The organism is Lactobacillus sp. WILCCON 0149, from assembly GCF_057197965.1.
The window spans coordinates 1,040,427-1,066,770 of sequence record NZ_JBUBHO010000001.1 but is presented as its reverse complement, the minus strand read 5'-3'; the positions used below and the strand labels follow the sequence as shown (position 1 = coordinate 1,066,770).

General features: G+C 49.2%; 24 protein-coding genes and 1 pseudogene. 10 read left to right on the top strand and 15 right to left on the bottom strand.

Annotated features, from left to right (window positions below; translation table 11 throughout):
• Window positions 1-79: 79 nt before the first annotated feature.
• The 3 genes from ACYVUV_RS05010 to asnS all read left to right on the top strand — a co-directional run bounded on the left by ACYVUV_RS05010 (window position 80) and on the right by asnS (window position 3,432).
• Window positions 80-694 carry a DedA family protein gene (locus tag ACYVUV_RS05010; protein WP_439774647.1) on the top strand — a complete coding sequence of 205 codons (615 nt, stop codon included), beginning with the start codon at window positions 80-82 and terminating at the stop codon, window positions 692-694.
• A 363-nt stretch (window positions 695-1,057) separates the two neighbouring features.
• Complete coding sequence (asnA, locus tag ACYVUV_RS05005) at window positions 1,058-2,074, top strand: aspartate--ammonia ligase (protein WP_484499123.1); 1,017 nt, start codon at window positions 1,058-1,060, stop codon at window positions 2,072-2,074.
• Window positions 2,075-2,133: 59 nt separating this feature from the next.
• On the top strand, window positions 2,134-3,432 hold the full coding sequence (gene asnS, locus ACYVUV_RS05000) for an asparagine--tRNA ligase (protein ID WP_484499122.1): 1,299 nt from the start codon (window positions 2,134-2,136) through the stop codon (window positions 3,430-3,432).
• 63 nt (window positions 3,433-3,495) lie between these two features.
• On the opposite strand, the gene ACYVUV_RS04995 is transcribed toward asnS, so the two are convergent.
• The 6 genes from ACYVUV_RS04995 to ACYVUV_RS04970 all read right to left on the bottom strand — a co-directional run bounded on the left by ACYVUV_RS04995 (window position 3,496) and on the right by ACYVUV_RS04970 (window position 11,364).
• Window positions 3,496-4,503, bottom strand: coding sequence for a LacI family DNA-binding transcriptional regulator (locus ACYVUV_RS04995; RefSeq protein WP_484499121.1), 1,008 nt, complete (start codon window positions 4,501-4,503; stop codon window positions 3,496-3,498).
• 49 nt (window positions 4,504-4,552) lie between these two features.
• On the bottom strand, window positions 4,553-7,570 hold the full coding sequence (gene lacZ / locus ACYVUV_RS04990) for a beta-galactosidase, LacZ type (RefSeq protein ID WP_439774885.1): 3,018 nt from the start codon (window positions 7,568-7,570) through the stop codon (window positions 4,553-4,555).
• Between the two features lie 3 nt (window positions 7,571-7,573).
• A complete protein-coding gene (locus ACYVUV_RS04985; protein WP_484499120.1) occupies window positions 7,574-9,457 on the bottom strand; it encodes a sugar MFS transporter in 1,884 nt (627 codons plus the stop codon).
• A gap of 187 nt (window positions 9,458-9,644) precedes the next feature.
• Complete coding sequence (locus tag ACYVUV_RS04980; protein ID WP_439774887.1) at window positions 9,645-10,235, bottom strand: sugar O-acetyltransferase; 591 nt, start codon at window positions 10,233-10,235, stop codon at window positions 9,645-9,647.
• A gap of 60 nt (window positions 10,236-10,295) precedes the next feature.
• Window positions 10,296-10,487: a hypothetical protein gene (locus ACYVUV_RS04975; protein WP_439774888.1), complete on the bottom strand. Its 192-nt coding sequence runs from the start codon at window positions 10,485-10,487 to the stop codon at window positions 10,296-10,298.
• Between the two features lie 37 nt (window positions 10,488-10,524).
• On the bottom strand, window positions 10,525-11,364 hold the full coding sequence (locus ACYVUV_RS04970) for an alpha/beta hydrolase (RefSeq protein ID WP_484499119.1): 840 nt from the start codon (window positions 11,362-11,364) through the stop codon (window positions 10,525-10,527).
• Window positions 11,365-11,598: 234 nt separating this feature from the next.
• Here ACYVUV_RS04970 and ACYVUV_RS04965 point away from each other — a divergent pair, with 234 nt between their 5' ends.
• The 4 genes from ACYVUV_RS04965 (at window position 11,599) to ACYVUV_RS04950 (ending at window position 13,944) form a co-directional block, all read left to right on the top strand.
• Window positions 11,599-12,435, top strand: coding sequence for a site-specific integrase (locus tag ACYVUV_RS04965; RefSeq protein ID WP_439774895.1), 837 nt, complete (start codon window positions 11,599-11,601; stop codon window positions 12,433-12,435).
• 42 nt (window positions 12,436-12,477) lie between these two features.
• The gene (gene lepB / locus ACYVUV_RS04960; protein WP_439774890.1) at window positions 12,478-13,044 is read left to right on the top strand and encodes a signal peptidase I; all 567 of its coding nucleotides are present in this window, start codon (window positions 12,478-12,480) and stop codon (window positions 13,042-13,044) included.
• Between the two features lie 75 nt (window positions 13,045-13,119).
• Window positions 13,120-13,689, top strand: a complete 570-nt coding sequence (gene lepB, locus ACYVUV_RS04955) for a signal peptidase I (RefSeq protein WP_439774891.1) — start codon at window positions 13,120-13,122, stop codon at window positions 13,687-13,689.
• Between the two features lie 69 nt (window positions 13,690-13,758).
• The gene (locus ACYVUV_RS04950) at window positions 13,759-13,944 is read left to right on the top strand and encodes an LBP_cg2779 family protein (protein ID WP_439774892.1); all 186 of its coding nucleotides are present in this window, start codon (window positions 13,759-13,761) and stop codon (window positions 13,942-13,944) included.
• A gap of 375 nt (window positions 13,945-14,319) precedes the next feature.
• Here the strand turns inward: ACYVUV_RS04950 and pepT are convergent, their stop codons facing one another.
• The 3 genes from pepT to ACYVUV_RS04935 are packed head-to-tail and all read right to left on the bottom strand — an operon-like array spanning window position 14,320 to window position 17,084.
• The gene (gene pepT / locus ACYVUV_RS04945) at window positions 14,320-15,558 is read right to left on the bottom strand and encodes a peptidase T (protein ID WP_439774893.1); all 1,239 of its coding nucleotides are present in this window, start codon (window positions 15,556-15,558) and stop codon (window positions 14,320-14,322) included.
• Between the two features lie 40 nt (window positions 15,559-15,598).
• Window positions 15,599-16,399 (bottom strand): Nif3-like dinuclear metal center hexameric protein, encoded by an 801-nt coding sequence (locus ACYVUV_RS04940; RefSeq protein WP_484499118.1) that lies wholly within the window; start codon window positions 16,397-16,399, stop codon window positions 15,599-15,601.
• The gene (locus ACYVUV_RS04935) at window positions 16,392-17,084 is read right to left on the bottom strand and encodes a tRNA (adenine(22)-N(1))-methyltransferase (protein ID WP_439776277.1); all 693 of its coding nucleotides are present in this window, start codon (window positions 17,082-17,084) and stop codon (window positions 16,392-16,394) included. Before ACYVUV_RS04935 ends, ACYVUV_RS04940 begins: the two co-directional genes overlap by 8 nt.
• A gap of 150 nt (window positions 17,085-17,234) precedes the next feature.
• Here ACYVUV_RS04935 and ACYVUV_RS04930 point away from each other — a divergent pair, with 150 nt between their 5' ends.
• Together ACYVUV_RS04930 and ACYVUV_RS04925 are read left to right on the top strand one after the other, a co-directional pair.
• Entirely contained in the window at window positions 17,235-17,675 is a 441-nt protein-coding gene (locus tag ACYVUV_RS04930; RefSeq protein WP_439776278.1) for an 8-oxo-dGTP diphosphatase, read from the top strand.
• Window positions 17,675-18,505 (top strand): M23 family metallopeptidase, encoded by an 831-nt coding sequence (locus tag ACYVUV_RS04925; protein WP_439776279.1) that lies wholly within the window; start codon window positions 17,675-17,677, stop codon window positions 18,503-18,505. Before ACYVUV_RS04930 ends, ACYVUV_RS04925 begins: the two co-directional genes overlap by 1 nt.
• Before the next feature lie 49 nt (window positions 18,506-18,554).
• On the opposite strand, the gene ACYVUV_RS04920 is transcribed toward ACYVUV_RS04925, so the two are convergent.
• On the bottom strand, window positions 18,555-19,610 hold the full coding sequence (locus ACYVUV_RS04920) for a bifunctional transcriptional activator/DNA repair enzyme AdaA (protein WP_439776280.1): 1,056 nt from the start codon (window positions 19,608-19,610) through the stop codon (window positions 18,555-18,557).
• A 503-nt stretch (window positions 19,611-20,113) separates the two neighbouring features.
• A complete protein-coding gene (locus ACYVUV_RS04915) occupies window positions 20,114-21,844 on the bottom strand; it encodes an FAD-dependent oxidoreductase (RefSeq protein ID WP_484499117.1) in 1,731 nt (576 codons plus the stop codon).
• 129 nt (window positions 21,845-21,973) lie between these two features.
• Here ACYVUV_RS04915 and ACYVUV_RS04910 point away from each other — a divergent pair, with 129 nt between their 5' ends.
• Window positions 21,974-22,846, top strand: coding sequence for a helix-turn-helix transcriptional regulator (locus ACYVUV_RS04910; protein WP_484499116.1), 873 nt, complete (start codon window positions 21,974-21,976; stop codon window positions 22,844-22,846).
• 78 nt (window positions 22,847-22,924) lie between these two features.
• On the opposite strand, the gene ACYVUV_RS04905 is transcribed toward ACYVUV_RS04910, so the two are convergent.
• The 4 genes and pseudogenes from ACYVUV_RS04905 to ACYVUV_RS04890 all read right to left on the bottom strand — a co-directional run bounded on the left by ACYVUV_RS04905 (window position 22,925) and on the right by ACYVUV_RS04890 (window position 26,335).
• Window positions 22,925-23,368, bottom strand: a complete 444-nt coding sequence (locus ACYVUV_RS04905) for a hypothetical protein (protein WP_484499115.1) — start codon at window positions 23,366-23,368, stop codon at window positions 22,925-22,927.
• A 22-nt stretch (window positions 23,369-23,390) separates the two neighbouring features.
• A complete protein-coding gene (locus ACYVUV_RS04900) occupies window positions 23,391-24,896 on the bottom strand; it encodes a restriction endonuclease subunit S (RefSeq protein ID WP_484499114.1) in 1,506 nt (501 codons plus the stop codon).
• Window positions 24,886-25,830, bottom strand: a pseudogene (locus ACYVUV_RS04895) (HsdM family class I SAM-dependent methyltransferase); the annotation flags it as partial. The pseudogene ACYVUV_RS04895 and the gene ACYVUV_RS04900, both read right to left, overlap by 11 nt.
• Before the next feature lie 193 nt (window positions 25,831-26,023).
• Entirely contained in the window at window positions 26,024-26,335 is a 312-nt protein-coding gene (locus ACYVUV_RS04890) for a DUF5655 domain-containing protein (RefSeq protein WP_484499113.1), read from the bottom strand.
• Window positions 26,336-26,344 lie beyond the last annotated feature (9 nt).

Here is a 26,344-nt window from a genome sequence, read left to right as displayed (position 1 = left end):
AATCAACTTTTCCGTCTCTTATTCTGCTATTCTGGATTTACGAAAGTACAGATAGAATAGATTAGAGGTAGAACAACTCATGAACGAGACAATCATGCAGCTGATTCAAAACTATGGCTATGTCGCCGTTGCCTTGTTGATTGCAGCTGAAAATATTTTTCCCCCAATCCCTTCAGAATTGATCCTGACTTTTACGGGTTTCCTGACCCTGTCGGCCAACCTGTCCATCCCTGGCGCGATCGTTGCCTCCACAATCGGTGCCTTCATCGGCGCGATCGTCCTTTACTGGATCGGCAGCTTCTTTGATCAAGACCGCCTTTCCCGTTTTGCCGCCAGCAAACTAGGCCGCCGCTTCGGCCTTTCCCCAGAAAAAATTGCCAAGACCGAATCCTATTTCAATGCCCATGGCCGCACAGCCACCTTCTTCGGTCGCTTTATTCCCGTCGTCCGCAGCCTGATTTCCCTGCCTGCCGGGATGAGCCGGTTCTCGCTGATCAGCTTCAGCTTCTACACCATCCTGGGCACGGCAATTTGGAACACGGTCTTGATCTACGCTGGCCGCTTTGCCGGCAGCGCCTACCAGCAAGTCGTCCAGGAATTTGAAGGCCTCAGCATGATCATTTTGCTCACCTTCGTGGTCATTGCCGCCGCTGTCTACTTGCTCAAGAAAAAGGGCTTGCTCTTTAAAAAATAATTTTTTTGCCTTTGATCTTGACAAAAATTAAATCCGTATTAGAATTTTACTTAATCAAATAACGCAAAGATGAAGAAGACGAGTAGGAAAGCACAATCTTTTAGAGAGTTGCCGGCTGGTGGAAAGGCAACAGACCCTGGCTTTTTGAATAACACTTTTTCCAGATCGCCGGCTGAAGTCGCAGTAAGCCGTGCCGCCTGCAGGACGTTACCCTGCTAGAGCATGTTGGTGCTCGAAGTGGTTCGTTTAGAACAAGGTGGGTGGTACCGCGGAAAGAAGCCTTTCGTCCCTGTAGTTTTTGGGGATGAAAGGCTCTTTTTATGCCCTTTGACAAGTATTAGATTTTTAGCAGAGGCAAAAGATATGGCTAAATTAGTTATTCCAAGTGATTACGATCCGAAAATGACCATCCGCGAAACGGAAAAGGCAATCCGCTACATCCGGGAAACCTTCCAGACTGAATTTGGGACCGCGATGAATCTGGAAAGAATTTCCGCTCCCATGTTTGTCAAAAAGTCTTCCGGCTTAAACGACAACCTCTCTGGCTGGGAAAAGCCCGTTTCCTTTACCTTGCATGACGGGGATGAAGGCGAATTGCAGATCGTCCACTCCCTGGCCAAGTGGAAGCGCTGGGCCCTCAAGCAATACGGCTTCAAGCGCGGCGAAGGTCTCTTCACCAACATGAACGCCATTAGAAAAGACGAGGAAGTCTTGGACAACCTCCACTCAGTTTACGTTGACCAATGGGACTGGGAAAAGGTCATCGACAAGAGCGAACGGACTGAAGCAACCCTCCGCCAAACGGTTCAGCGGATTTTCGAAACCATCAAGGGGATGGAATACCACGTCCGTGCCCTCTACCCGCAAGCCGCCTACCACCTGCCAGAAGAAATCAGCTTCGTAACCAGCGAAGAACTGGAAGCCCGCTGGCCATCCTTGACTCCAAGCGAGCGGGAAGACAAGATCTGCCAGGAAAAGGGAGCAGTCTTTTTGGAACACATCGGCGGCGCCCTCCCACTTTCCAAGAAGCCGCATGATCTGCGGGCACCAGACTACGATGACTGGACTTTAAACGGTGACCTGCTCTTCTGGTATGAACCCCTCCAGCGGGCCTTTGAAGTCTCCAGCATGGGCATCCGGGTTGATGAAGACCGCTTGAAAGAGCAATTGAAGCTTGCCGGTGCTGAAGACCGACTGGCCCTGCCTTTCCACCAAGCCCTGTTAAAGGGTGACCTCCCTTACTCAATCGGCGGGGGGATCGGCCAGTCAAGACTCTGCATGCTGCTCTTGGGCAAGGCCCACATCGGTGAAGTCCAAGCCAGCATCTGGCCTGACGATATCGTAGAAAAGTGCCAGGCAGCCAAGATCCAGCTTCTGTAAAAGAATCAACACAAAAACAACAAACTATACAAACGAGATACCGAGGTAAAGAGATAAACATGACAGAATTGATTTCAATCAGAGAATCAGCCAAGCACGTTGACGAAGAAGTCAGAATGCATGTCTGGCTGACTGACAAGCGGTCCAGCGGGAAGATCGTCTTCCTGCAATTAAGAGACGGTACGGCTTTCTTCCAAGGCGTTGTCCGCAAGAACAATGTCAGCGAGGAAGTTTTTGAAGCAGCTAAGGGCCTGCGCCAGGAAGCTTCCTTCTACATCACTGGGACCATCCATGAAGACGCCCGGTCCCACTTTGGCTACGAAATCCAGATCAGCGACCTGGAAGTTGTTTCCAACAACGAAGGCTACCCGATCACCAACAAGGAACACGGGATCGACTTCCTTTTGGACCACCGTCACCTCTGGCTGAGAAGCCGGCGGCCATTTGCCATCATGCAGATCAGAAACCGGATCTTCAAGGCCACGGTCGACTTCTTTGAAAACGAAGGCTTCGTGAAGTTTGATGCTCCCTTGTTGATGCACTCAGCACCAGAAGGGACCACGGAACTCTTCCACATTGACTACTTCGACCACGATGCTTACCTGTCACAATCCGGCCAGCTCTACGGGGAAGTCGGGGCAGAAGCCTTCGGCAAGATCTTTACCTTTGGGCCAACCTTCCGGGCAGAAGCTTCCAAGACCCGCCGGCACTTGACTGAATTCTGGATGATGGAACCGGAAATGGCCTGGATGCACCAAGATGAATCCCTGGACCTGCAAGAGCGCTTCCTGTCTTACGTAGTTGGCCAAGTCCTGGAGCACTGTGAATACGAATTAAGTATCCTGGGCCGGGACCTTGACAAGCTGCGCCCAGCCGCAGAGGGCAACTACACCCGCCTGTCCTACGATGACGCGGTCAAGATGCTGCAAGAAGCCGGCAAGGACTTCAAGTGGGGCGACGACTTCGGCGCGCCAGACGAAGCCTTCCTGTCAGAACAATTCGACCGGCCATTCTTCATCGTCAACTACCCGGTAGCAATCAAGCCATTCTACATGAAGAAGAACCCGGAAAACCCATTGACTTACCTCTGTGCCGACGTGGAAGCGCCAGAAGGCTACGGGGAAATTATGGGCGGGTCAGAACGTGAAGCTGACTACGACACCTTGAAGGCGCAAATAGAAGAAGCAGGCCTCAACCTGGATGACTACTCCTGGTACCTGGACTTGAGAAAGTACGGCAGCGTGCCGCACTCAGGCTTCGGGATGGGCTTTGAACGGGTTATCGCCTGGATCTGCAAGCTGGACCACGTTCGTGAAGCTATTCCATTCCCAAGAATGATCAACAGAATGCAGCCATAATATATACGAAAAATAGCTTGGAGAAAATTGATCTCCAAGCTATTTCTTTGCTGTCATTATGCCCTATTCTCTTGGGCAGGACTCCCGGTAAACGAGTTTAGTTGGGAAAGTGACCTTATAAATACCTGCCTCATCATCTTCCAGCAGGTCTTTCATGACCTTGACGCTGGCCCGGCCCATCTGCTGGGTTTCAACATGCACACTGGTCAAGGCAGGGTTGGCAAATTCGGCGGCAGTTGTGTCATTAAAGGAAATCAGACTAACCTCTTCTGGCACTTTGATCCCGGCCTCTTTAAAAGCCTTCAAGGCCCCGATAGCCATAGCATCATTGGCAGCGATCAAGGCTTCAGGGAAAGATCCAGACTTAAGGGCTTCTTTAATGGCTTCATAGCCAGACTGAGGGGTGAAGTTTCCTACGTAAACCAGGTCCGGGTCATATTGCCCCCGGGCTTTGAGGCTCTTCTTATAGTCGCGGAAGCGGAAGTCGATCAAGTTATTTTTGTCAAAATTACTGTCCAAGTCACCATCTAAGAGAGCGATCCGCTCCTTGCCCTGCCGCCAGAAGACCTCTAAAGCCTCCTGCATGGCCTGGTCAAAATCGGCAACAACTGAGCAATAGCCTAGTTTCAAGGTGTCCGTATCGACAAAGACCAGGGGCAGGCCTGTCTTTTGGACTTCTCTTAAGCGGCTGGCTGGATACTGCTGGTAACCGATCATGATGATCCCGCTTAAAGCAGCCGGATCGGGCAAAGGATCGCCCACGTAAACGACTTGGCTCTGCAAGCCCTGCTTCTTGGCTTCAGCTTCCGCGCTGCTTCTGATTGAGTAGTAATAAAGGTCCTTGATCTCCTGCTCCTGATCACACCAGAGGCAGATAGCCAGGCGCTTTTGCTTGCTCTTTCTGGTCTTCCGGCTCTTATGGTAGTGCATGGCTTCAGCGGTCTCAAATATCTTCTGCCGCGTTGCCTCATTGACCGACAAGGTCTGGTCATAGTTCAAGACCCGGGAAACCGTTGCTGGCGATACGCCGGCTGCCTTGGCCACTTCTCTGATCGTTGCCATCTTCTTCACTCGCTTTGCTTTTACTAAAATTTCATGCTGTTAAGTTAATTGTAGCATGTCATTCAGTAAAAAGGGGCTGAATCAGCAAACGGAGCTGGCGGGCTTGCCGGGCATCCAGGCAGAACTCTGGGTGAACCTTTTGCCCCCATGAGTCATCCCCGCCGACCCCCATCTGGGACGCTAAAGCTCTGACCCAGGTGTAGTTGTTGGTCAGTTCAAAGGCATGGTCAGCTGCTTCAATTTGAGCTGCAGAATATGGTAAAGCAGACAGGTTTAAATCTGCCCCGTTAGCAGCAAATTCCAAGCCGCCCTTCTCATCAAAGAGCTGGTACCAGCGGACCTGGCTCCGGTTGCCGGCTTCTTGCGGGCGCAGATACGGAGTGAAGTTCTTTTTAACTGTTCCCTGGTAAATGCCAAGATAATTACCTTCCAAGCGGTCGGCATAGCTTTCCTCAGGCCCCAGGCCATAGTAGCGGTAATCGTGAAGTTCTTTTGGCAGGGCGAAGTTCAAGCCGAAAGCTGGCAATAGACCTGCTTCTTCTGCTCCCGGGAAGTCTGCGGTGACAGCAATCTTGCCCTGGCCGTCTACTTCGTATGTCACAGTCAAGTCGCCCTTTAAGGCAACTGGAAGTGAGAAGGATGTCTTAACTAAAACAGAGTTTTCCTTGATCTCGTAGCCAATCTCTTTCAAGCGGGCATACTTGCCGGCATTTTCCCACTTGGCGAGGTCATAGCCGTAGCCAGCTCCCCGGTCGTTGTCAGTCAGTGCCCGCCAGAAGGCAAATTCTGGCAGCCGCTTCAAGTATTCCCGGCCGGCATACTTGATAGAAACCGGCCAGCCTTTGGCCTTAGAGAAGAGGATCTTAAAGTCTTTCCCCTTGAGGCCCAGGTTGAAGTCAGAATCAACTAATTCCGGCCGCCCTTGCGGAGCAAAGCTTGGCAGCTTTTTGACAACTTCTTCTGCTTCAGCTACCGTGAAGCCCTCTGGTGCCCAAGGCAGATCTTCTTTTAAGTGGGCCGTTACTTGGTAGACGATCTCCCCTTTTTCATCTTCAACTTCCGGCCAAGGCAAAGCGAAGGTGCCAGACTCACCTGGCTCCAGGCCAAAGGTCAGAGGCCGGCTCTGGTAGGTCAATTTGCCGTCAACTAAGAGGCTAGTCAAGAAGTAATAGGCTGAGCTGTTGGTAAATAAATTGTCGTTTTTGAGGAAGAGTTGCCCATCCTTTACTTCTAACTTAAGGTTGGCATAGAGAGCCTTGACGTTGGCCAGTTTCGGCGACTGAGTCCGGTCAGCAAAGACCAGGCCGTCCCCGCAGAATTCATAATCAGTCGGCCGGTCATCGAAGTCGCCCCCGTACAGAAGGTGCCCGTCTTTCTCCAGGCCTTGGTCGATCCAGTCCCAAATAAAGCCACCCTGGTAGTGCGGGTACTTTTCCAGGGCCGTGTAGGCAGCCAAGTCGCCAACTGAATTGCCCATGGCATGGGCGTATTCAACTGAAATAAACGGCTTGGCTGGCTTCTTTGTCAGGTATTCTTCAATCACCTTGGCTGGTGCATACATGCGGCTTTCGATCTGGGTCGCGTCATCAAACTTCCGGTTGTGGGTTACCCCTTCATAGTGCTGGACCCGGGTCGGATCAGCCTTTCTGACATAATCAGCCATTTGGGCAAAGACGGTGCCGGCGTATGATTCGTTGCCTAAAGACCAGATCAAGATTGAAGCATGGTTCTTGTCTCTGGCAATCATATTCTTCACCCGGGACAGGCTGGCTCCCAGCCAGCGCTGGTCGTCACCCGGCACGTTGAAACTTGGATCTTCGTGGCCGACCTTTTCCCAGGTGCCATGGCTTTCCAAGTTGGCCTCATCGATAACGTAAAGACCGTATTTATCGCACAAACGGTAAAAGAGAGACTGGTTCGGGTAGTGAGAACAGCGGACGGCATTGATGTTGTTTTGCTTCATGGTCTTGATGTCCCAGACCATGTCTTCTTTAGTGATGGCCCGGCCCAACTTGCTGTCGAACTCGTGCCGGTTGACTCCCTTGAAGATGATCCGCTGGCCATTAAGGTACATGATCCCATCTTTTAATTCAAAGTTGCGGAAGCCAATATCCTGCCGGCTGACTTCCAGCAAACTGCCTAGTTGATAAAGGGACAAGCGGACCTGGTAAAGGTTTGGCTCTTCTGCGCTCCAAGGCTTGACCGGCAAATCAGTTAAGGTAAATTCCAGCTTTCCGCTTCTGATCGGACCAACTTTTTCAGCCACCAGGTCCGCTCTGCTGTCCCGCAGTTCCAGCTTAAAGCTGGCATTTGGCAGCCGGTAGGCAATATCAGCTTCGACCTGCAAACTCCCCTTTTGGTAGTCATTTGTCAAGCTGGCAGTCAGTTTCAAATCTTGCAAGTGCAGAATTGGTTTAGCCTCGAGGGTAACTGATCTAAAAATTCCAGACAGGCGCCAGAAGTCCTGGTCTTCCAGCCAGGAAGCGGAAGAATACTTGTAAAGAGCTACAGCCAGGCGGTTATTTTCCTTCTTGAGGAACTTGGTGACCATAAATTCGCTAGGGGTAAAGGAGTCTTCCCCGTAGCCAACGAAGTGGCCGTTCAACCAGACATAGATGGCTGTTGCCGCCCCATCGAACTTCAAGCTGACTTCCTTGTCCCAGAAGGCTTCATCCAGGTCAAAGTATTTGACATAAGAAGCAAGAGGATTTTTGCTTGGAACTTGGGGCGGGAAGATCTCCTCACTGCCATCCCATGGGTATTGGATGTTAACATACTGCGGCTGGCCAAAGCCTTGCAATTCCAGGTTGCCTGGTACTTTGACAGATTTAAAATTGCTGTCGTCGAAGCCTTCTTCATAGAAGTTGACTGGTCCCTGGCCGTTTTCAGCGTAGTCGATCAGCCAGGCCCCATCCAGGGACTGAACTAAACCGGATTTTCCGCTTTCCAGTTCTTCCAGGCTTTGGAAAGACTCATGGTCTGAGTGCGGAGGAATTGCATTGACTTCATAGACTTCCGGGTCAGTCAGCCAGGCCAGGTCTGCCTGGTCAACTCTTTTTGCTTGCTTATTGTTCATTATCTATTTCTTCCCTTCTAACTTAAATACATCGTCCAGAGCCTTGACACTGTGGCCAATTGGCAAGAGCAGCTGGCTATTTGCGAAAGTTTCACTGTTGATGATGGTCACGACAACCGTGTCATCCAGCTTGGCCTGCTTGATGACCGGATCCCAGAATTCCAGGATTTCCTGGCCGGCTTCTACCTGGCTGCCCTCTTCAACGTAGCTGACGAAGCCGGTCCCGTTCAATTTGACCGTACCCAGGCCAATATGGATCAAGACCAAGACCCCGTGTTCATTTTCTAAAACAATGGAATGCCGGGTTTTAGCCAGCTGGCGGACAGTACCGGCAAATGGCGCGTAGACTTTTCCGTCTTCTGGCACCAGGGCAAAACCGTCGCCTAATTTTTTCTTTGAAAAGACCGGGTCGTTTACCATGTCCAGGTTCATCAACTGACCGGACAAGGGACTAGCCAGGGTGAAGCTTTCAGCTTGTGCTGGCTTTTGAGCATGGCTTTGGCTGAACTGGGCTTCCAGCTGGTCAACAATTTCTGCGTGCTTTTCTTCGGTCAAGAGGACCTTCTTAGCAAAAATCAAAACTGCGATCAAGAGCATGGCAGCCGGGAAGGCAAACATGGCAAGCTTGAAAACTGTCTGGCCATGAGCGGTAATGGTTGAGGCAGTTGCCCCAGTAGTCATGCCGGCAGTAACGGCGATCAAGGAAACGAACCAGTTGGACAGTGCCCCGCCTAACTTGTCGACTAGAGGCCGGACAGACAGGGTCAAGGCTTCGTCTCTGTGGCCTGTCTTCAGCTGCCCGTATTCAACGGCGTCAGAAATGATCATCAAAACGACCAGGAAGGCCAGAGGCTGCGGAATAAAGAAGAGTTCAGCGCCAACCAGAGACAAGGCCAGGGAACCACTGGCAACTGAGAAGATGCCGATCCCTAAAAGCATGACCGCGATGCAGGCGTAGAAGAGGCGCTTTCTGTTGAACTTCTTGGCCAGTGATGGGAAGAAGGAAACAGAAACCAGGCCGACGAAGGTGTTGATGGTGTACAAGAGGCTGTAGCCATGGGCATCGCCCAAGATGTATGAGAAGTAGTAAAGCTGAAGAGCGTTCAAGGTGTTGACGCCCAAGCCGTAGAACCAGTAGGCAAAGGCCAGCCAGAGGAGCTGGTCGTTCTGCCCCAGGACCTTGAAGACCTGCTTCAAAGTCGTCTTCTCCTTGCTTTCCCGCAGAGCTGATTTAACTTCATGCGTGCCCAGGCCAACGGCAATTGAGGTCAGAATCCCGATTGTGGCAACAATCAAGGCAAAGAAGAACCAGCCCTGCTTGTCCCCGTTGGGGTTGGCCTTGCTAGCCGAAAAGAAGAGGACGATTGGAGTGATGACCACCCCGACTAGGTTAGCCCCAATAGTAGAGCCGACTCTGGCGAAAGTAGAGGTCTTCTCTCTTTCCCGGGAATCCAGGGACAAGGCCGGGATCATGGCCCAGAAGCCAGTGTCCTTAAAAGAGTAAAAGACGTCCATGATTAAGTAAACAATACCGAAGATTACTAAGTAAACAGCAGGATTGCTTTGGTTGAGTCCGCCAAAGTCGGTAAAGAGGGCCAGGAGGGCCAGGGAGCTGATGATCCCCCCGCCCACAACCCAGGGCTTGAACTTTCCCCACCGGCTTTCAGTCCGGTCGATTGCGTTCCCGATCAAGGGGTCGATCAGGACTTCACCGATCCGGATAGCCGCGATCAAGTTGGTGATGATAAAGATCATCTTGTGGTCACCGGCATTAAAGAGGTGGGTGGTGACGAAAACGATAAAGTAGGTTGACAGAGTCGCGTAGAAGACGTCGTTGCCAAAGGCACCGGCCGCGTACGACAAGCGTGAGACAAGCTTTTTCTTCATGATTTTCTCCTTTGGATCTTTAACTTGTTTACGCTTACAGTATAGACTTGTTTACTAAACAAATCAAGCCATTTTACCAAAAATATTTTTAGTAAACAAAAAATGACTCTTTGCTGTTTACAAAGAGTCATTTGCTGCTATTTACTTGTACTGCCTGAATTTAGTTTTTACCGATTATTCTTATCTCTTACTTCTTCCAGTTGAGGTCACTGCTTGCGTCATCTTCAGTGATTTCCCGGATAACCCGGCAAGGGTTGCCGGCAGCCACGCAGTTGGCCGGGATATCTTTAACCACGACGCTGCCAGCCCCGATAACAGAGTTGTCGCCGATAGAGACGCCAGGCACCACCCGGACTCCCCCGCCGATCCAGACATTGCTCCCGACGGTAATCGGATAGGCATATTCCAGGCCGGCCTTTCTTCTTTCCACGTCAAGCGGGTGGCCGGAAGTGTAGAAGCCGCAGTCAGGGCCGATGAAGACATTGTCGCCAAAAGTCACCCCGCCGGCATCCAGGACAGTCAAGTTGTGGTTGGCGTAGAAGTTTTCGCCAACTTTGATATTCCAGCCATAGTCGCACCAGAAGTTTGGTTCGATGTGGCAGTTTTCACCAGTTTGACCAAGGATTTCCTTTAAGAGCTCCCTTCTTTCAGCTCCAGCCGTCAATTGGTTGTAGCGGAGACACTTGGCCTTGCAGGCGGCCAGTTCTGCCATCAAGCCTTCGTCTTGGCCAGGATTGTAGACCTGGCCTGCCAGCATCTTTTCTTTTTCTGTCGTCATTTTTTCACCTGTTTTCTATTAAGCTACAGTTTCAGTTTAGCACTGGAGATTAATCACAGGTCATTTCTTATTTTGAATTTTTTGCCAAATCTTTTTGCTAGAGAGGACCAGCAGATAGGCTGAATAGGCAAACATCAAGGTGAAGAGAACGCGGAAAAGAAAATTGCCCGGGTTCAGCCACAAGTTGCCGTAAACAATCATGCTGAACACAGCGTAGAACAACTGGCAGAAATCTAGAATTTGTTCTTTCATCTTAGTTACCTAAAAATACGATTTCAACTCTGCATTCTTACTTATTTGGCCAAAGAAACTTAACCACTGTCTTCAAGACCTTTGGGTTCTCCCGCAAGCGGCTGTGCTGAGCCATTGGGCCGGTAAATTTCTTTTCCCGGTAGCTTTTTGCTCTAGCTTTAACCAAGTAGCGCATGGACAGGGTTGAAGAATTGTTGATCCGACCATCTGAGTGGCTGCCGTCTTCCAAATCCCCGTAGATATTCAGAACCCGGGCCTTAGGGAAAATCTTACGCAAGACCAGTAAATGGCGGTAATTGCTGCTCAATTTATATGGGCGGCCATTCTTTCTGTCTTTTGATGTTTTCAGTCCCTGTCCGCGCACTCCATTGTAGTGGCCGGCAATGCTGACCATCCGCTTAAGCTTTGGGAAGGACTTCTTTTGTCCGTAGTTGATCAGCATGTAGCTGATCGTCGCGTTCCCCATTGAGTGGCCAATCAAGTTCATCTGCTTGAAATTCTGGCTTCTTTTGACTGCTCTGATTGCTTGGTAGGCATACCAGGCATCGCGGTTGTAGTTGAGATTGCGATTGTCTTTAAAGCCAACCAGGACCAATGGGTTCTTTGCCTTTCTGGACAGTTTCTCACTTAATCTGACGTGACCACGGGTGTCAACTTCAGCCTTGATGACTTGCTTGCAGGCACCTGACTTAACAGCTTCTTTGGCCAAAAATTCCTCCGCCTTGATGCTAGAGCTATAGCCATGGATATAAAAAGTGGGCCGCAGAGCCCGCTTGCTTGACGCGGCTTCTACTTTTTGCTGCTGGTAACCCGATAGACCGAGCGTCGCTAATAATAAAGCGACGGCCATCCCAGTTTTCTTTAAATGCTTGTCCATATAAACTATCCCCTTGTTCTATCTTTTTTCATCTTTTGAACTAATTTGCTTCAATTTTACCGGCTTTTTTGCTGGGAAGTCAATCGAACAGGGCAATCTTAATAAAGTAGACTCGACCTTTTGCTGACATGATTTTATTGGGCGCGGCGAAGCCGCGCTAGTGTGTTATAATTATTGTAGTAACAATTAGGACATTTAAACGACAGTAAAATGTTAAAAAGAAAGGAGCAGCTTATGTATCCCCACCAAGAAGGCTTTGAAAATTGGTGCCGGGGCCCGCAAAGGCTCAGCCCCAAGTCAATTGAGAATGCCGATTACTGTTTGGACCACTTCTTTACCTATGCTGAAGTAAATTTTCCATCCAGTGATGTCAATGAAATCACGGCCAGCAACGTCCGCGACTACCTGCAGCAGTTGTCGACTAAAGAAAATCTGCAGGTCACGACCGTCAACAAGTACCTCTCCTACATCAAAAAGTACTTCTACTACCTGGCCCTGGCCGGAATCACCCCAACCTACCGGCTCCTGGACCTCAAAGGCTACTCTTTTGAGCGGCGGAAGACCTACGTGATCGGCTGGCAGGATCATTTGCCTGCCCTTATCCCCTATGTCAAGCAGCCGCTGACTCTGTGGCTGCTGCAGCTTTTTGCCCTGGGCTACCAGGCCAAGGAGCTCCTTGGAATTCGCTATAGCGACGTAAAGGACAATTTGGCTGAGATGTCTGACTACCTGACTGGAACACTCTCATTTGAGAAGGACCCAGATCCTTATATTTTCGCCTCCAGGTCCGGTGAAGCATACGCCAGTACCAACAATATCATGCAGCTGGTCAAGGCCGACAAGGACCTCCTCTCCCCCATGCCGATCACTTTGACCAATCTCCGCCTCTCCTATGTCTATTCCATGATCAGCCAGCAGAAATATTCTGACAAGGAGCTTCTGGAGATTTTCCGCTGCCCGCCAAAGCGCCTGGCCTACTACCAGTACAACGCGGCCCAGTGCAATCTCATTCCATTTTCTGAAGAGATGCTAAAAAAGGCCGGCCCAGACGCCGCCCCTGCAAAAAAATAGGCTATAATAAGTTAATAGTCAGTAAAGGAGATTTTTAATCCAATGAAGAAAAAGAATACGCAAGCAGCTGAAGAAGAAAGCTGGGGCAAATTTTTCCGGGACGTCCTGGTCATGTTCCTGGTCTTTGTCTCAATCTATTATGTGATCTTCTCCTTCTTCTTAGCCAATGAAGTGGTATCCGGCCCATCCATGCAGCCGACCTTTGAAGACGGTGACCGCTTGATCGCTGTCCGCCGCTTTACTCCTAAGAGAAACGACGTTGTCATCATCAAGGCGCCAGACCAGGCCAACGCTATGTACATCAAGCGGGTGATCGGCCTGCCAGGTGACACGGTTCAGTCAAAGAACGATGTCCTCTACATCAACGGCAAGAAAACTGCCCAGCCATACCTTAACAACAAGTACAAGAAAGCCGACCGCTTAGCCGGGACCAACTACACGACCAACTTTAAGATCAAACTGAAAAAGAACCAGTACTGGGTCATGGGTGACCACCGGGACGTTTCCAAGGACTCCCGCTACTTTGGCCCAGTCAAGCGGAGCAAGATCTTGAGCAAGGTAGTTCTGCGCTACTGGCCAGTTACCCAGATCAGTACCAACTTCTATTAAGAAGCAATTCTATTAAGAAGCAAGCAAAGGGATCTAATTATCAGAGTGTGACAGAGAGAGCAAAAAATACAGAAAATGACAAGTAAAAAGAATAAGCAAGCAGCTGAAGAAGAGAGCTGGGGCAAGTTTTTCCGGGACGTCTTGGTCATGTTCCTGGTCTTCGTCTCAGTCTACTATGTAGTCTTCTCCTTCTTCTTAGCCAATGAAGTGGTATCCGGCCCATCCATGCAGCCGACCTTTGAAGATGGTGACCGCTTGATTGCCGTCCGCCGCTTTACGCCAAAGAGAAACGATGTTGTCATCATCAAGGCGCCTAACCAGCCAGGAGCCATGTACATCAAGCGCCTGATTGGCCTGCCTGGTGACACGGTCCAGTCTAAAAACGACGTCCTCTACATCAACGGCAAGAAGACGGCCCAGCCGTATTTAAACAATAAATATCAAAAAGCCGACCACTTAGCTGGGGTAACTTATACTAATAACTTCAAGGTCAAGCTGAAGAAGAACCAGTACTGGGTCATGGGTGACCACCGGGACGTGTCTAACGACTCACGCCGCTTCGGCGCGGTTTCCAGAAGCTCAATCTTAAGCAAGGTAGTCCTTCGCTACTGGCCAGTTACCCAGATCAGCACCAACTTTTACTAAAAAAATCTGAAGCTCCCTCACTAGCTTTTAAAAAAATGGTAAAATAAAGTTATTAAGGAGTGAAGATCAATGAAACCAGAAGAACTTTCGGATGCAATTATCGAATTTCAAAGCAAGCACGCTGTGAGCGACACTAACCTGGCCTTTGCCAGTCACCTCTCAGTGGAAAAGGTGCACGCCATGAAGCAAGGGCGGGGCAACTTTACCAGCGATGAAATCAACCAGATGCTGGACTATCTCCAGAGCCAAATGTAATCAACCGGGCCAAACGGCCCGGTTTTATTTTGCCCTTTTTCTTTACTCACTCATTTCTTTTTATCCCTTCATTGTTTCACGCTAACTATTTTACATTTTACGTAAAGTGTAAAAGGACAAAAAGCTTGTTATATCAAGGATAGCAGCTATTATTTTCTTAACAGCTGCCATTTTTATCATTTAACTTTAACCCGCTATCGCAGGCTTTAAAGCCTGCTATTACGGCATTTTCTTTTTCAGCTCTGTAAGCCTTTTTCTCCGATTTTTGTTTCACGGTATCTTTTTACCCTATCTATGGCCAAGTTATTCACAGGCAAAAAATAAGAGCCGCCCTAGAGCAGCTCCTATCCTTCGGTTATTCTTTTCTTCTTTCTCTTACTTGTTCCGGTCAGCTTGCAGTTCAGCCATCTTGATCATGACGTCAACAGCCTTCCACATTGATTCCAGAACCGTGTATTCGTAGCGGCCGTGCATGTTTTCTTCCCCGGCAAAGAGGTTCGGGCAAGGCAGACCCATGTAAGTCAGTTGAGACCCGTCCGTGCCCCCTCTGACTGGTTCTTCGTTGATTTCGGTCAAGCCGCAGGCTCTGTAGGCATCCCGGGCCAGATCAATGATTTCCATGTGCTTGGCCAGTTCATCAGCCATGTTGTAGTACTGGTCCCACATCTTCAGCTTGATTCTTTCCCCGTACTTGGCGTTGAGTTCAGCCACCTTTTCCTTGACCAGGTTCTTCCGGGCTTCCAAGCCGTCACGCTTAAAGTCGCGGATGATGTAGGCCAGGTGGGCGTTGTCAACCGTACCAGAGAAGTCCATCAAGTGGTAGAAGCCTTCTTCGCCTTCAGTCTTTTCCGGCACTTCGTCTTGCGGCAGGGAGTTTTGGAAGTCGATCCCGACTTGGATGGCGTTGATCATCTGCCCCTTGGCTACAGCTGGGTGGACGTTAACGCCTTGGATGTCCAATTCAAACTGAGCTGCTGAGAAGGTCCCCCAGTCCAGCTTGCCCGGGCCTTCCCCGTCAACCGTGAAGGCAAAGGCAGCGTTGAAGTCATCCACGTCAAAGTGTTGAGCACCAGTGCCGATTTCTTCGTCTGGCGTGAAGCCCAGGCGGATTTCCCCGTGCTTGATTTCCGGGTGAGCCAGGAGGTATTCAGCAAAGGTTACCAGTTCGGCATCCCCGCACTTGTCGTCCCCGCCGAGCAAGGTGTCACCAGAAGCAGAAATAATAGTCTGTCCCTTGTACTTCTTCAAGTTCGGGAAAACGGCCGGATCCAGGTAGAACTCGCTGTCGCCCAATTGGATCTTGCTTTCCCCGTCGTAGTTTTCAGTAATCTGTGGCTTGACGTTTTCTGAGTTGAAGTCAGCCGTGTCGCAGTGGGCCAAAAAGCCCATGACCGGCACGTCCCAGTCAACGTTGGAAGGAAGAGTAGCGATGACCGTACCGGCCTTTTCGTTGTAGTGAACGTCACTTAAGCCCAATTCTTCCAGTTCCTTCATGATGACCATTTGGTAGTCCACTTCTCTTTGGGTGGATGGGAAGCGGTCAGAGTGCTCGTCTGAGCGGGAGTTGATCTTGACGTACTTCAAAAATCTTGGCAGCAAAGTTGGGTATTCCATTTTTTCTCCTTTTACCTTTACATAAACAAAAATATTTCACTTAGTCAAAAATATTCTGGAAGGGATCGGTTGATTCAGCGCTGATCATGCACTCTAGCTCCCAACCCTCTTCCTTCTGCCAGGCTCTAAGGCGCTTGGCAGCTTCATACTTGAAGAGCTTCTCCGTGTAGTGGCCCGGGTCAACTACTACCAGGCCCGAAGAGATCATGTCATGGCCAGTGTGGTAGTAGACGTCGCCGGTAATGTAGGCGTCACAATGATCTCGTAATGCCTGCTTCCAGAACTTGTTCCCGTCCCCGCAGACAAAAGCGACGCTTTCCACCATTTTATCTTGGTCAGCGCAGATTAGGCGCACCATGTCCACCCCCATCTTTTCCTTGACGTAGTGGGCAAAATCAATGGCCTTCATGGCCTTAGGCAGGCGGCCCTTCCGGCCAATAGCGATGCCGTCATCATCCGGGGCAAAGCCGGTTACATCGACCAGGCCAAGCTCTTCAGCCTGCCAGTCGCTTGACCCGTCCTGAGCCTTGTCAGAGTTAGTATGGATGGAGTAAACGGTGATGCCGCTAGCGATAATCTTGGCGTACATCGCCTTTTGCGGGTCGCTGTAGTCCAGGTTGTTAACCGGCCGGAAGATCAAGGGATGGTGGCTGACGATGAGGTCAGCTCCCCGCTTGATAGCTTCATCAACCACATTTGGCCGGACGTCTAAAGTCACCAGGATCTTGTGGACCGGGGCTTCCACGCTGCCGATCTGCAGGCCGACCGGGTCACCGGCGCTGGCGATGCTTTCCGGGAAAGCTTCATTCAGTTTAGCAACAACGTCTTTTACTTTAGTCATTTTCCTCACCTAATTCCTGCTTGATCATGGCCAGCAAGTCTTCGACTTCCTTGATTCGGGTCAGGTCCTTTTCCCGGGCCTTGTTGAGGTTAGCCAAGAGCTTTTGGTAGTAGGCTTCCTGCCCCTGCCACTTTTTATAAAAAACATCAGTCTTGTTCTTTAAGAGCAAGGGACCAAATTCCTGCTCGCGGACAGTCAATTGGTGAACCTGGTCAGTCAGTTTGGCCTTGATCAGTTCATAGATGTGGCCTGCTTCATAGACGATGTCTTCAGCGACGATCTCGTACTTGTTCTCCATCAACCAGCGGCGGACGGTATTTTCCCCGATATTGGCTTCAAGGACCAAAGTTGGGTAGTAGACGCCCCGGGAGGCAGCTTCAGAGAGCAGGTTGACCATCAATTTGCCGCCCATGCCGGCGATGACGACCGTGTCGATTTGGTCGCTCTCCTTGATGGTTTCCAGGCCTGAACCCAGGCGGGTTTCAATCTGGTCAGAAAGGCCGGCGGCCGCGATGTCCGTTTCCGCGTTCTCCAAAGGGCCAGCGGCAACGTCACTGGCGATAGCGTGGCTGATCTTGCCGCTCTCTACCAGGAGGATCGGCAGGTAGGCGTGGTCGGTGCCGATATCGGCCAAGCGGCTATCTGGATCAACCATTTCGGCAAGTCTGTTAAGTCTTAAATTCATTAGTAAAGCGCTCCTTTATCCAAAAGTAGATTTTATCATAAGTCAGCTGGCAAAAAGCGGTTTCTGCAAAAAAATAATCTCTGTGCTATAATTGGGAGTAGTTTTGTCAGCATTTTGGATGACAGGAGGCAAAGAGAAAGGGAAATGGAAATGGATCGGACAGAGCCGACTACTTTAACTAATATGTGTATGATCGTGGACCAGGACCGGGTCTTGACCATTGACCGGGAGGACCCGGTTTGGCCAGGTCTGGCTTTCCCGGGCGGTCACATCGAAAAGCATGAGTCTTTTCATGATTCAGTCATTCGCGAGGTCAAAGAAGAAACCAACTTAGACATCGTCAGTCCCCGCTTGGTTGGCTTCAAGCAGTTTTTTGACAAGCTGGACCGGCGCTACCTGGTCTTCTTCTACCGGGCAGATCAGTTCTCAGGAAGCCTCCACGCTTCAAGGGAAGGCAAACTGGAATGGGTCAAGATCAGCGACTTGCCTAAGCGGCAGTTAGCCTACAACTTTGACCGGGACCTGGAAGTCTTTTTAAAAAGTGACATTGATGAGCATGTATTGTTGGACAAGAAGGATTATTTGTATTAATGAGCAAGAAAAAGAAAAATAATAAGAAAAAGAGCAAGCGGATCTGGGGCGGGGTCGTGACGGTGGCACTTTTTGCCGCCCTCTTTGCTTTCGCGGGTCTCTACATCAAGAACTACCCGGTGGAAAAGGATGTCAAGCTGGTGGCGACCCAGCCCAAGGCCTTGAAGGCCAAGAAGACGGTGGCTGAAAAGGACATCTGGGGCTATCCTTTCGCCAAGTGCTACACCAAGAAGATCAAGTACCTGTCTGGCCAGCGCTACGGGAAGACCGACGTATGCCGGCGGGTCTACCCGAAGAAGTCCTACTTCCATGACGGCTGGGACTTTGGCTGGAGTGAGGTCGGCAACAAGGCACCGGTTTTGGCCATTCACCCGGGGACGGTTAAGAAAGTTGCCTACTGCACGGGTCTTGGCTGGTACATCTGGGTCGTTTCTCCAGACGGCTATGTCGAGGTCTACCAAGAAGGTTTTGCCAACCGGTCCGACATCACGGTTAAGGCAGGTCAGCCGGTCAAGCTGGGCGATAAGCTTGGCCGGCTGACTGACTCCCACCTGCACTTGGGGATCACCAAGACTAGCGCTGACTACATCAGCAAGCATGGTCACCCTTACAAGAACTACTGGCGGGACAACGGCACCTGGCTGAACCCGATGAAGGTGATTACTGACAGCTTGAAGCTGCAAGCAGATGTCAAGGAATACAACGCCAAGGCGACCAGCTACAATGCCAAGGCAAGCAGCTACAACGAGAAGCTGGCGGCTAAGAAGAAAAAGCTGAAGGCGGAAGAAAGCAAGCACCCTTACCACTACTTGAAGTCATTTATCAAATAGACAGCAATCAAAAAGACGACTGAAATTAATCAGTCGTCTTTTAGTTTGCTCACTTTTTTGCCCCGCCCTTTTCCAGGTCTAATAGATAACGCTTAGCTTCAAGGCCCGCCGCGTATCCAGTCAGGCTTCCGTCAGCCCCAATGACCCGGTGGCAGGGAATCAAAATCAAGATTGGATTGCAGTGGTTGGCCATGCCCACGGCCCGTGAGGCCTGCCTGCTTCCCGTCATCTCTGCCAGTTCCCTGTAGGTTCTGGTTTCGCCATAGGGAATCTGCCGCAGCTGCTCCCAGACTTTTTTCTGAAAATCCGTTCCTTCCGGATTTAAAGGCAGGTCAAAGTCTTGCCTTTGGCCGGCAAAATATTCTGTCAGTTCCGCCTTGCAGGCCTGGACCAAGTCGCCAGAAGGGTCGCCGGGGATGATCCGGTCAGCCGGAATTTTGTCTGCATCCCTGCCAGCCAGCTTTTGCTGCACGCCTGCTGGTTCACTGCAGAGAATGGCGTCTTGCGAGGCAATAATCCTAAGCGGACCAATTGGCGTGTCCATCACGGCCCGGCTGATATTGTTGGCAAAAATCTGCCGGTACTTTGCCGGCGGCATTCCGGTCTGCCGGCGAAAATGCGCGTAAAAAGTTGATATATTTTCATACCCAGCGGCACTGGCAGCATCGAGAACGCTGGCCCCAGCCTGCAAGGCCTGTTTGGCGGCATCAGTGCGCACTTGAACCAGATAATCCCTAGCTGGCATCTCATAGTATTGCTTAAAGAGCTGAGACAAGTGCTTTTTGCTTGCGCCAAGCTCTTTAATTTTATTATTCAGCTGTTCCTGGTCGCTGAAATAGTGATCAACCACGGCCTTGCTTGCTTCAGCCAGCTCACGGTCCGGATCATAATCAGGCAAGTCAGGCCGGCAACGCTTGCAGGGACGGTAGCCAGCTGCTTTTGCTGCTTCCCGCGTAGTAAAATATTCAACATTTGCCCTTTTGGGAACTTTTGATTTGCAAGAAGGCCGGCAAAAGATTTTGGTAGTCTTCACGGCATAATAAAACTTGCCATCATAGGAAGGGTCACAGTCTTTTACTGCTTCCCACATTTCATCGTCCATCATCGTTTCCTCCTTGCCTTGCGGCTTTCAATACTAAGCCAATTTGTGATCTTGTATACGAAATTCTACCATAAACGCTGCGACTTTTCTTCCAAAAACGGCAGATGCAATTCTTACAGTTTGCCAGATCGATACTGCTGATTTTTGGCTATTCCTCCCCAACATCTTCATCCATCAACAGATCAACAACAGTAAAAGTAACTATAGCATCTTTTTTAACACAGCGTTAAACTAACGCTTTTAAGAAGCCGTGCAAAAAATGGCAGCTGGCAGGAAAATCTGCCAACCGTCTGTAAAATCTTTGGAATTTAACAATTAACTTTGAAGTCCATTAGTACCTGCTTCATTTTTGATCTTCAAGAGCCCAGCCTTGGACTGATCCAGGTCAAGGTTGGTCAAAAACGGGATGGCTTCTTCGATTTGCTCATCAGAGAAGTTCCACCATTCCAGCTTATTCAGAAAAAGAAAAGCACAGTTTCAGCACATCTGTTGGATTTTGCAAAAAATTATTCCTCAATGAATTTAGCCGCTTCCAAGCCGGCAATACGGCCAGAGTTTACGGCAAAGCCCATAGTGTTGCCCGGCAGGGTAAAGTTGTAGCTGTCAGCGTAGATGGTGTTAGCGTCCGATCCCGCGCTGTAGAGGCCTGGAATAACCTGGTCTTCGTCATCCAGGACTTGGCAGTTTTCGTCAATCTTGACGCCGCCAACCGTGCCATAGGCCCCGCTGTAGAACTTGCCAACCAGGAAGCCGCCTTCCCCAGTCAATTTGTGGAGGTAGTCAGGATTCTTGAAAAATTCGCTGTCCTGGCCATGGTCACAATAGCTGTTGTAGTCGTCGATCGTTTTTTGCAGTTTAGCAGCTGGGATGTCCAGCTTTTCAGCCAATTCGCCGACGCTGTCAGCCGTAATGATGGCTTCATAGCCGTTTTCTTCTGCCTTCTTGATCACCGGATCCAGCATCTTAAAGCCGGCAGCCGGGTGGACAATGTCCATAATGTCTGGGCCGTCTTCCTGGTACTTTTGCAAAATCGCCCGGTCCATGATGACGTAGGCATAGTGGCCTAGCTGCAGGAACATGGCGTTGCCGGAAAAAGTAGTATTGCCCAGCATCCCTTCATCCATAAAACGGTCACCCTTCTGGTTGATCATCAAGTTTGGCTGACGCAGGACGCCGTCAGCGACCATGTATTCCAGGTTGTGCGGCAGGATGTAGATCATTTCAACCGTATCACCGTACTTTTGGGCACCGGCATCCCACATCATCTTCAAGCCTTCGCCATTGATGCCAGGCACGTTGAAGGTGAAGAAATCCTTGTCCAGATTGATGCCCAAGCGGTCTTTCAGCATCTCAGCATTTGACCCGTAGCCGCCGGTTGCAACGACAACCGCTTTGGCGTGAACAGTATATGCTGCATTTTCGCTTTCTGCAACGAGGCCGGTCACCTTGCCGTCTTCGGTCAAAAGGCGCTTGACTGGCGTCTCCAAGTAGAACTTGACGCCCAATTCTTCAGCCCGCTTGGTCAAGGCCTTGTTCATGGCTGAGGCACAGCCTGGCCCGATCTTGCCGTCGCCTGGGTCAACGATGTGCCAGGTAGCGTTGGATTCCTTAAAGTAACGGAAAGCCCCGGCGAACTTGACCCCCATCTTTTCCAGCCAGTCGATGGTTGAGGCAGACTGCTTGAAGTAGCGGGCAACCAGGCGGCCGTTAGCCCGGTAGTGAGTGTATTCCATCTGGTTCTTCAAGGCTTCGGCAACTGAGATTTCATTGAAGTTGGCCTTTTGGATCTTAGTGTTGATCCCCAGTGGCCCCATGCCCATGTTGGCGGTCCCGCCGGTGATTTTTTCCTTTTCAAAAACTGCAACCTTGACGCCTTGTTCAGCAGCAGAGACTGCCGCAGCCAAGCCGGCCGGGCCTGCAGCGATAATCGCCAGGTCAGTGGTCAATTCTTCGCTAGTCTTGTCCTGGCTCTCCCCGCTGGCTTCCTGCAGGGCCTTTTTAACAGCGGTCATGATGGCGTTAGAAGAGACCGTGGCGCCAGAAACAGCATCGACATCCGTTGACTGGGCGGCGATGATTTCGTTGGCAATGACGTCGTTAGCCTTAGACTGGTATTCACCAGCCCCGACCAGGACCTCGATAGCACTGATCTTCCCGCCAGTAATGGTGGTAGCGACTTTAACCGGGCCGTGCAGGCCTTCTGCTTCAGTTTGGTACTTTCCGTCTTGATATGACATGGTAGTTCTCCTTGCTTTCCTTACTCATTTTCTTTAACCGCTTACATTGTATCGTGAAGAAAGTATAATAGTAATTAAGCAAGGTATCTAAATCATTAGCAAAAAGTAACTATTTAAGGGAGCAAGAAAATGTTTAAAGAGCTGGAAGTCATTGACAGTATTGAGATTAGCCATGATTCGTTTATTGAGAAAGATAGCGAAGAAAATAGCTCAGACTTTCACTTGGAGTTAGTTGAAGTCCTCTCTCCTTGTTACGCGGTCTTAAACAACTTGCCCTGTCAGCTGGCTGCCTATGATATCGTGATCTCAAGGAAGTTTCCCCGGCTGGCTTTTTTCAACAAAGATGACTTCAGAATAAGACTGGTCAGTCTGGACTTTAAGCGGCAGGCGGTGCTCGACATGCTCACCATGGCCAATAACGGGCTGGTGCACGACGTCTTTAAGGACTTGGACCAGGCAGAGAGCTACGTGCACTATACCGGCCTGGACAACATGATTTGTCATGAGGGGCTGAACTTCTGCCAGAAGATTGCTGAGGCAGGTGAAGACAGCTATTTCGTGGATTATGAGCTGTCTCTGGCCTGCGCGGGCTTTCTGACAGAGCTTTCTAGGCACTATCACGCCAGAGTCCGGCTGGATTCATCGCGCTTTCCCAGCAGCAATGTCCACTATGCTAATCCGATGACCAGAACGGGGATGATCATGAACTATCTGGTGGCTAATATTCAAGACGTGACTTTGGAAAAAATGGCTGCCCACTTCGGTTACCAGCCTAAGTATCTGTCCCGCTTGATCCGGCAGCTTTTTGACCAGACTTTCAGCCAGCTGAAGACGGAGACCCGGGTGTCGATCAGCAAGTCGCTCCTGGAGCTGACGACCAAGAGTATCGAGGAGATCAGTGAGATCGTCGGCTACCCTAGCGTCAGTACCTATTACCGGGCCTTTAAAATGGCCACCGGGCTGACGCCGAGCGAGTACAGGAAGATGCGGCGGGAGGGATGAAGTGCGGTTGCAAGAAAAATGACTCCGGTGTTGTACCGGAGTCATTTGGTGGTTTGGCTAGTTCTTTACGGCAGGCCTTCAGTCTCCTTGAAAAATGCCAGCATCATACAATTCTTGAACAGCTTGCGAACTCTTTTCTGTCTTATGAAGCAAGAGCTTTAGATATTCGCGCACGTAGGTCGCTTGATCGTATTCTAAGTAGATCGTTAAGTGATCTGCTAAGTCAAAACTATAGTATAGTCGAAGGATCAATAGTTGATCCTCATGATCAAATGAAATTTCGACTGTTGGATCATCTATTAAAGAAAATTGCTCATCTCCTGCTCTACCTTGAAGAAAAGCTTCAACCTCACTTAGTAGTGTCTCCGGCTCATCGTTGTACCATAATGGTTTGACTGAGAAGACTTGACTCTCGTTATAAATAACTTCAATTGAAGAATCAATCCATTCCGAGTTCAAGTCATTTTTATTTAGCCAGAAATAGATAATAAAGTCATTTGACTGCAATCTCAGTTGCGGCATGGAAGAATCCCCTTAACAATTTCTAGGAAACAGTAGTCAAATTTTGCTTGATAGTTTCTAATTGCTTGAACAACTGTGACAGCCTTTCCGCAATCCGCTTCTGCTCTGCCAGTGGAGGAAGAGGTAGAATGAGATCTTGAATCCTCCTAATTGCTAGCTTTGGCTGACCAACTTTGGTTGTCGCCGCCTCAATCTGTCTTCGAATAAGCATCGACTCCAATGAATCTTTTAACCACATTTGGCTCAAGTTTCTAAAAATTAATCTATCGGCATTTTCTGTTAAATTTGCGCCATCCAGTTCTTCTGGAATAATTCCAACTTTACCGATTGTCCCAGCTACAGTAATATAAATATCATTTGTGCTTATAATATACTTAGAAATTAGCGAAAAAATGTCTTCTGATATGTACATCAAGTTATTTATATCTATGGTGCCGTTTTTCATATCAGATACTCTGATGTATACGTGACCAGTATTTTCGGTAGTCAATTTTCGTCCAGCTGGAATTCGTTTTCCACCCGCTACAGTTACTATATCCCCCAATCTCACCCATTCCCAGTTATCTGGAATATCAAACGGCTTCTCATCATCGGAGATCTCGGGAAGTTTCTTGCTCTTTTTAATTTTTCCTTCCTTCACCAACTCAGCCTTCTCAGCTTGAATCTGCTTCAGCAACTCACTAGCAGGTTCATCAGATGGATCCTGTTCAACAAGTTTACCGCGCATTGCCAAGTCAAGAAGCTTAGATCTCATTGCTTGTTCAAGATCTTGATATTCAGCAACGTTCTTTTCAATGGCATCAACTTGCTTGAACAGCTCTGACACCTTATCTGCGATCCGCTTCTGCTCTACCAGTGGAGGGACAGCTATCAAAGAAACAGCCATTTGCTTTAAATAGAATCCCTTCTGAGCAGTGCCTGTTGCATGTTTGGTTACTGTTTTCTGATAAAAGGGCGAATCAAAAAAGTATTTAAGGTATTGATTAAAGATTTGTGTTGTCAAAACAGATACACTTCTTTGAAAACAAATATTTAAATCTCCTTCATATATACAACTTCGTCCTAGTGAGCCGACAGATGTAAATAATATATCGCCTTTTTGAAGCATTGTTCGTTCATTTTCTTTATAAAACGTGTCTTTATCTAAATATCTGACAGCATCAAGATCTACCAATGTATCTCGGTTTATATTTCTAGACGATGCCATTATGTATTCCGTTTTTATTTTTTCACCTTTTGGAGGATTATGATCCCCATCTACTAGCTTCGTGCATATATCCCCCAGTCTTACCCATTCCCAGCTACCTGGAATATCAAACGGCTTCTCCTCGTCAGTGATCTCGGAAAGTTTCTTGCTCTTCTTAATTTTCCCTTCTTTCACCAATTCAGCTTTTTCAGCCCGAATCTTCTCTAGCAGTACACCAGCCGGCTCATCCCCAGCATCCTGCTCAACCAGCTTCCCCCGCATGGCTAGATCAAGAATCTTCTCTCTAAGCGCTTGCGTATCAACATTCAGATTAGTCTTCATCGCTTACCCCTTCTAAGGCCTTCTGCAAAGCACTAACCGCGTCAGCAATATTTTGCGACTTCTCCACCATATCGCTTAGCAATTCGCTTAATGGACGATCCTCTTTGTCTTCCTCGTCGCCAATCCAAGAGATGTCTAAGCTGGTATTAGGACGTGCTTTGATTTCATCGATGCTGAACTTTCTCCAGCGGCCATTCGGGTTCTTTTCCGCGTCATAGTCTTCCACCCGCTTGCTTCGATCATCAACGCAGTAGGCTTTTTCAAATCCTTCAAAGTCCTTCTTATTCAAAGGATTGCGCTTACCAAAGCTCCGCATGTTATGGCGCATGTCGTAGACCCAAACTTCCTTGGTGTTATCTTGATCCGTCGTCCCTCTATCAAAGAACAGTACATTGGTTTGCACGCCTTGCGCGTAAAAAATCCCCGTCGGTAAGCGCAGAATCGTATGCAGGTTGCACTTATTCATCAAGTCAAGCCGGATTTTTTCACCCACGCCATCCGCAAAAAGCACGTTGTCCGGCACAACGACGGCTGCACGGGCATGACCACTCCGGTTAAGTGAGTTATAGATGATTTCCAAGAAGTTCAACTGCTTGTTAGACGTTGAATAAGTCAAGTCGTCACGAGTTGCCCCTTCACCGCCCTTTTTCGTACCAAAAGGCGGGTTGGTCAGAACGACATCAAAGTCCTTCATCCACTTACCAGCAGCAGACAAGGAGTCGCCCAATTCCAAACGGCCATCCATATCATGAAGATATTCGTTCATCAGAGCCAATCTATGGGTGTCTTGCACTAATTCCATCCCGGAAAAAGCTTCGTGCTTTTCAAATTCCTGTTCTTTAGCTGAGAGGTCAAAGTAGTCATCAGTTTGCTCACGCAAGTAGTCGTTGGCAGCAACCATAAAGCCAAAAGTCCCAGCAGCCGGGTCTATTAAGACTCTATCTTTGATACAATGCCCATATGTACTTATAGCCCGGAAGCCGCTTAATTTCCGGGCTTTTCTCCGTTTTTGCGCAGCAGAAAAAGGCGCACTTTCGGCCCAGCATCGATGTACATTTGCATGAACTGTGGTCAAAAGCGACACCCCTCTCTGTAATCGTTAAATTGTATGGTTATCGTTAAATGGTTTAGTCCTCATCTGCCTGCAAACGGTAGGACTGTTCCACAAGTTCCATTACTTTGTCAATGTCAGATGTATGTTCAAAGTAAAGTTCTACATCGCCGTTGCCCCAGCGTCCAAGCCCCGTAATATCACGGCACATATTGTTTGGATCGTAAATTTCCGAGAACTTCATATTCAGAGAAATCCTGAGTCGCTGCTTTTGTACTACAACATCAACAAAATTAGTATCCAGCTTATATGCAATGTAAAGCTTCTTGAATTCGCGTTTCACATCCGGCGAAAGATTTATAATGCGCTTGTCGAGCATTTCGAACAAAGTCTTTGT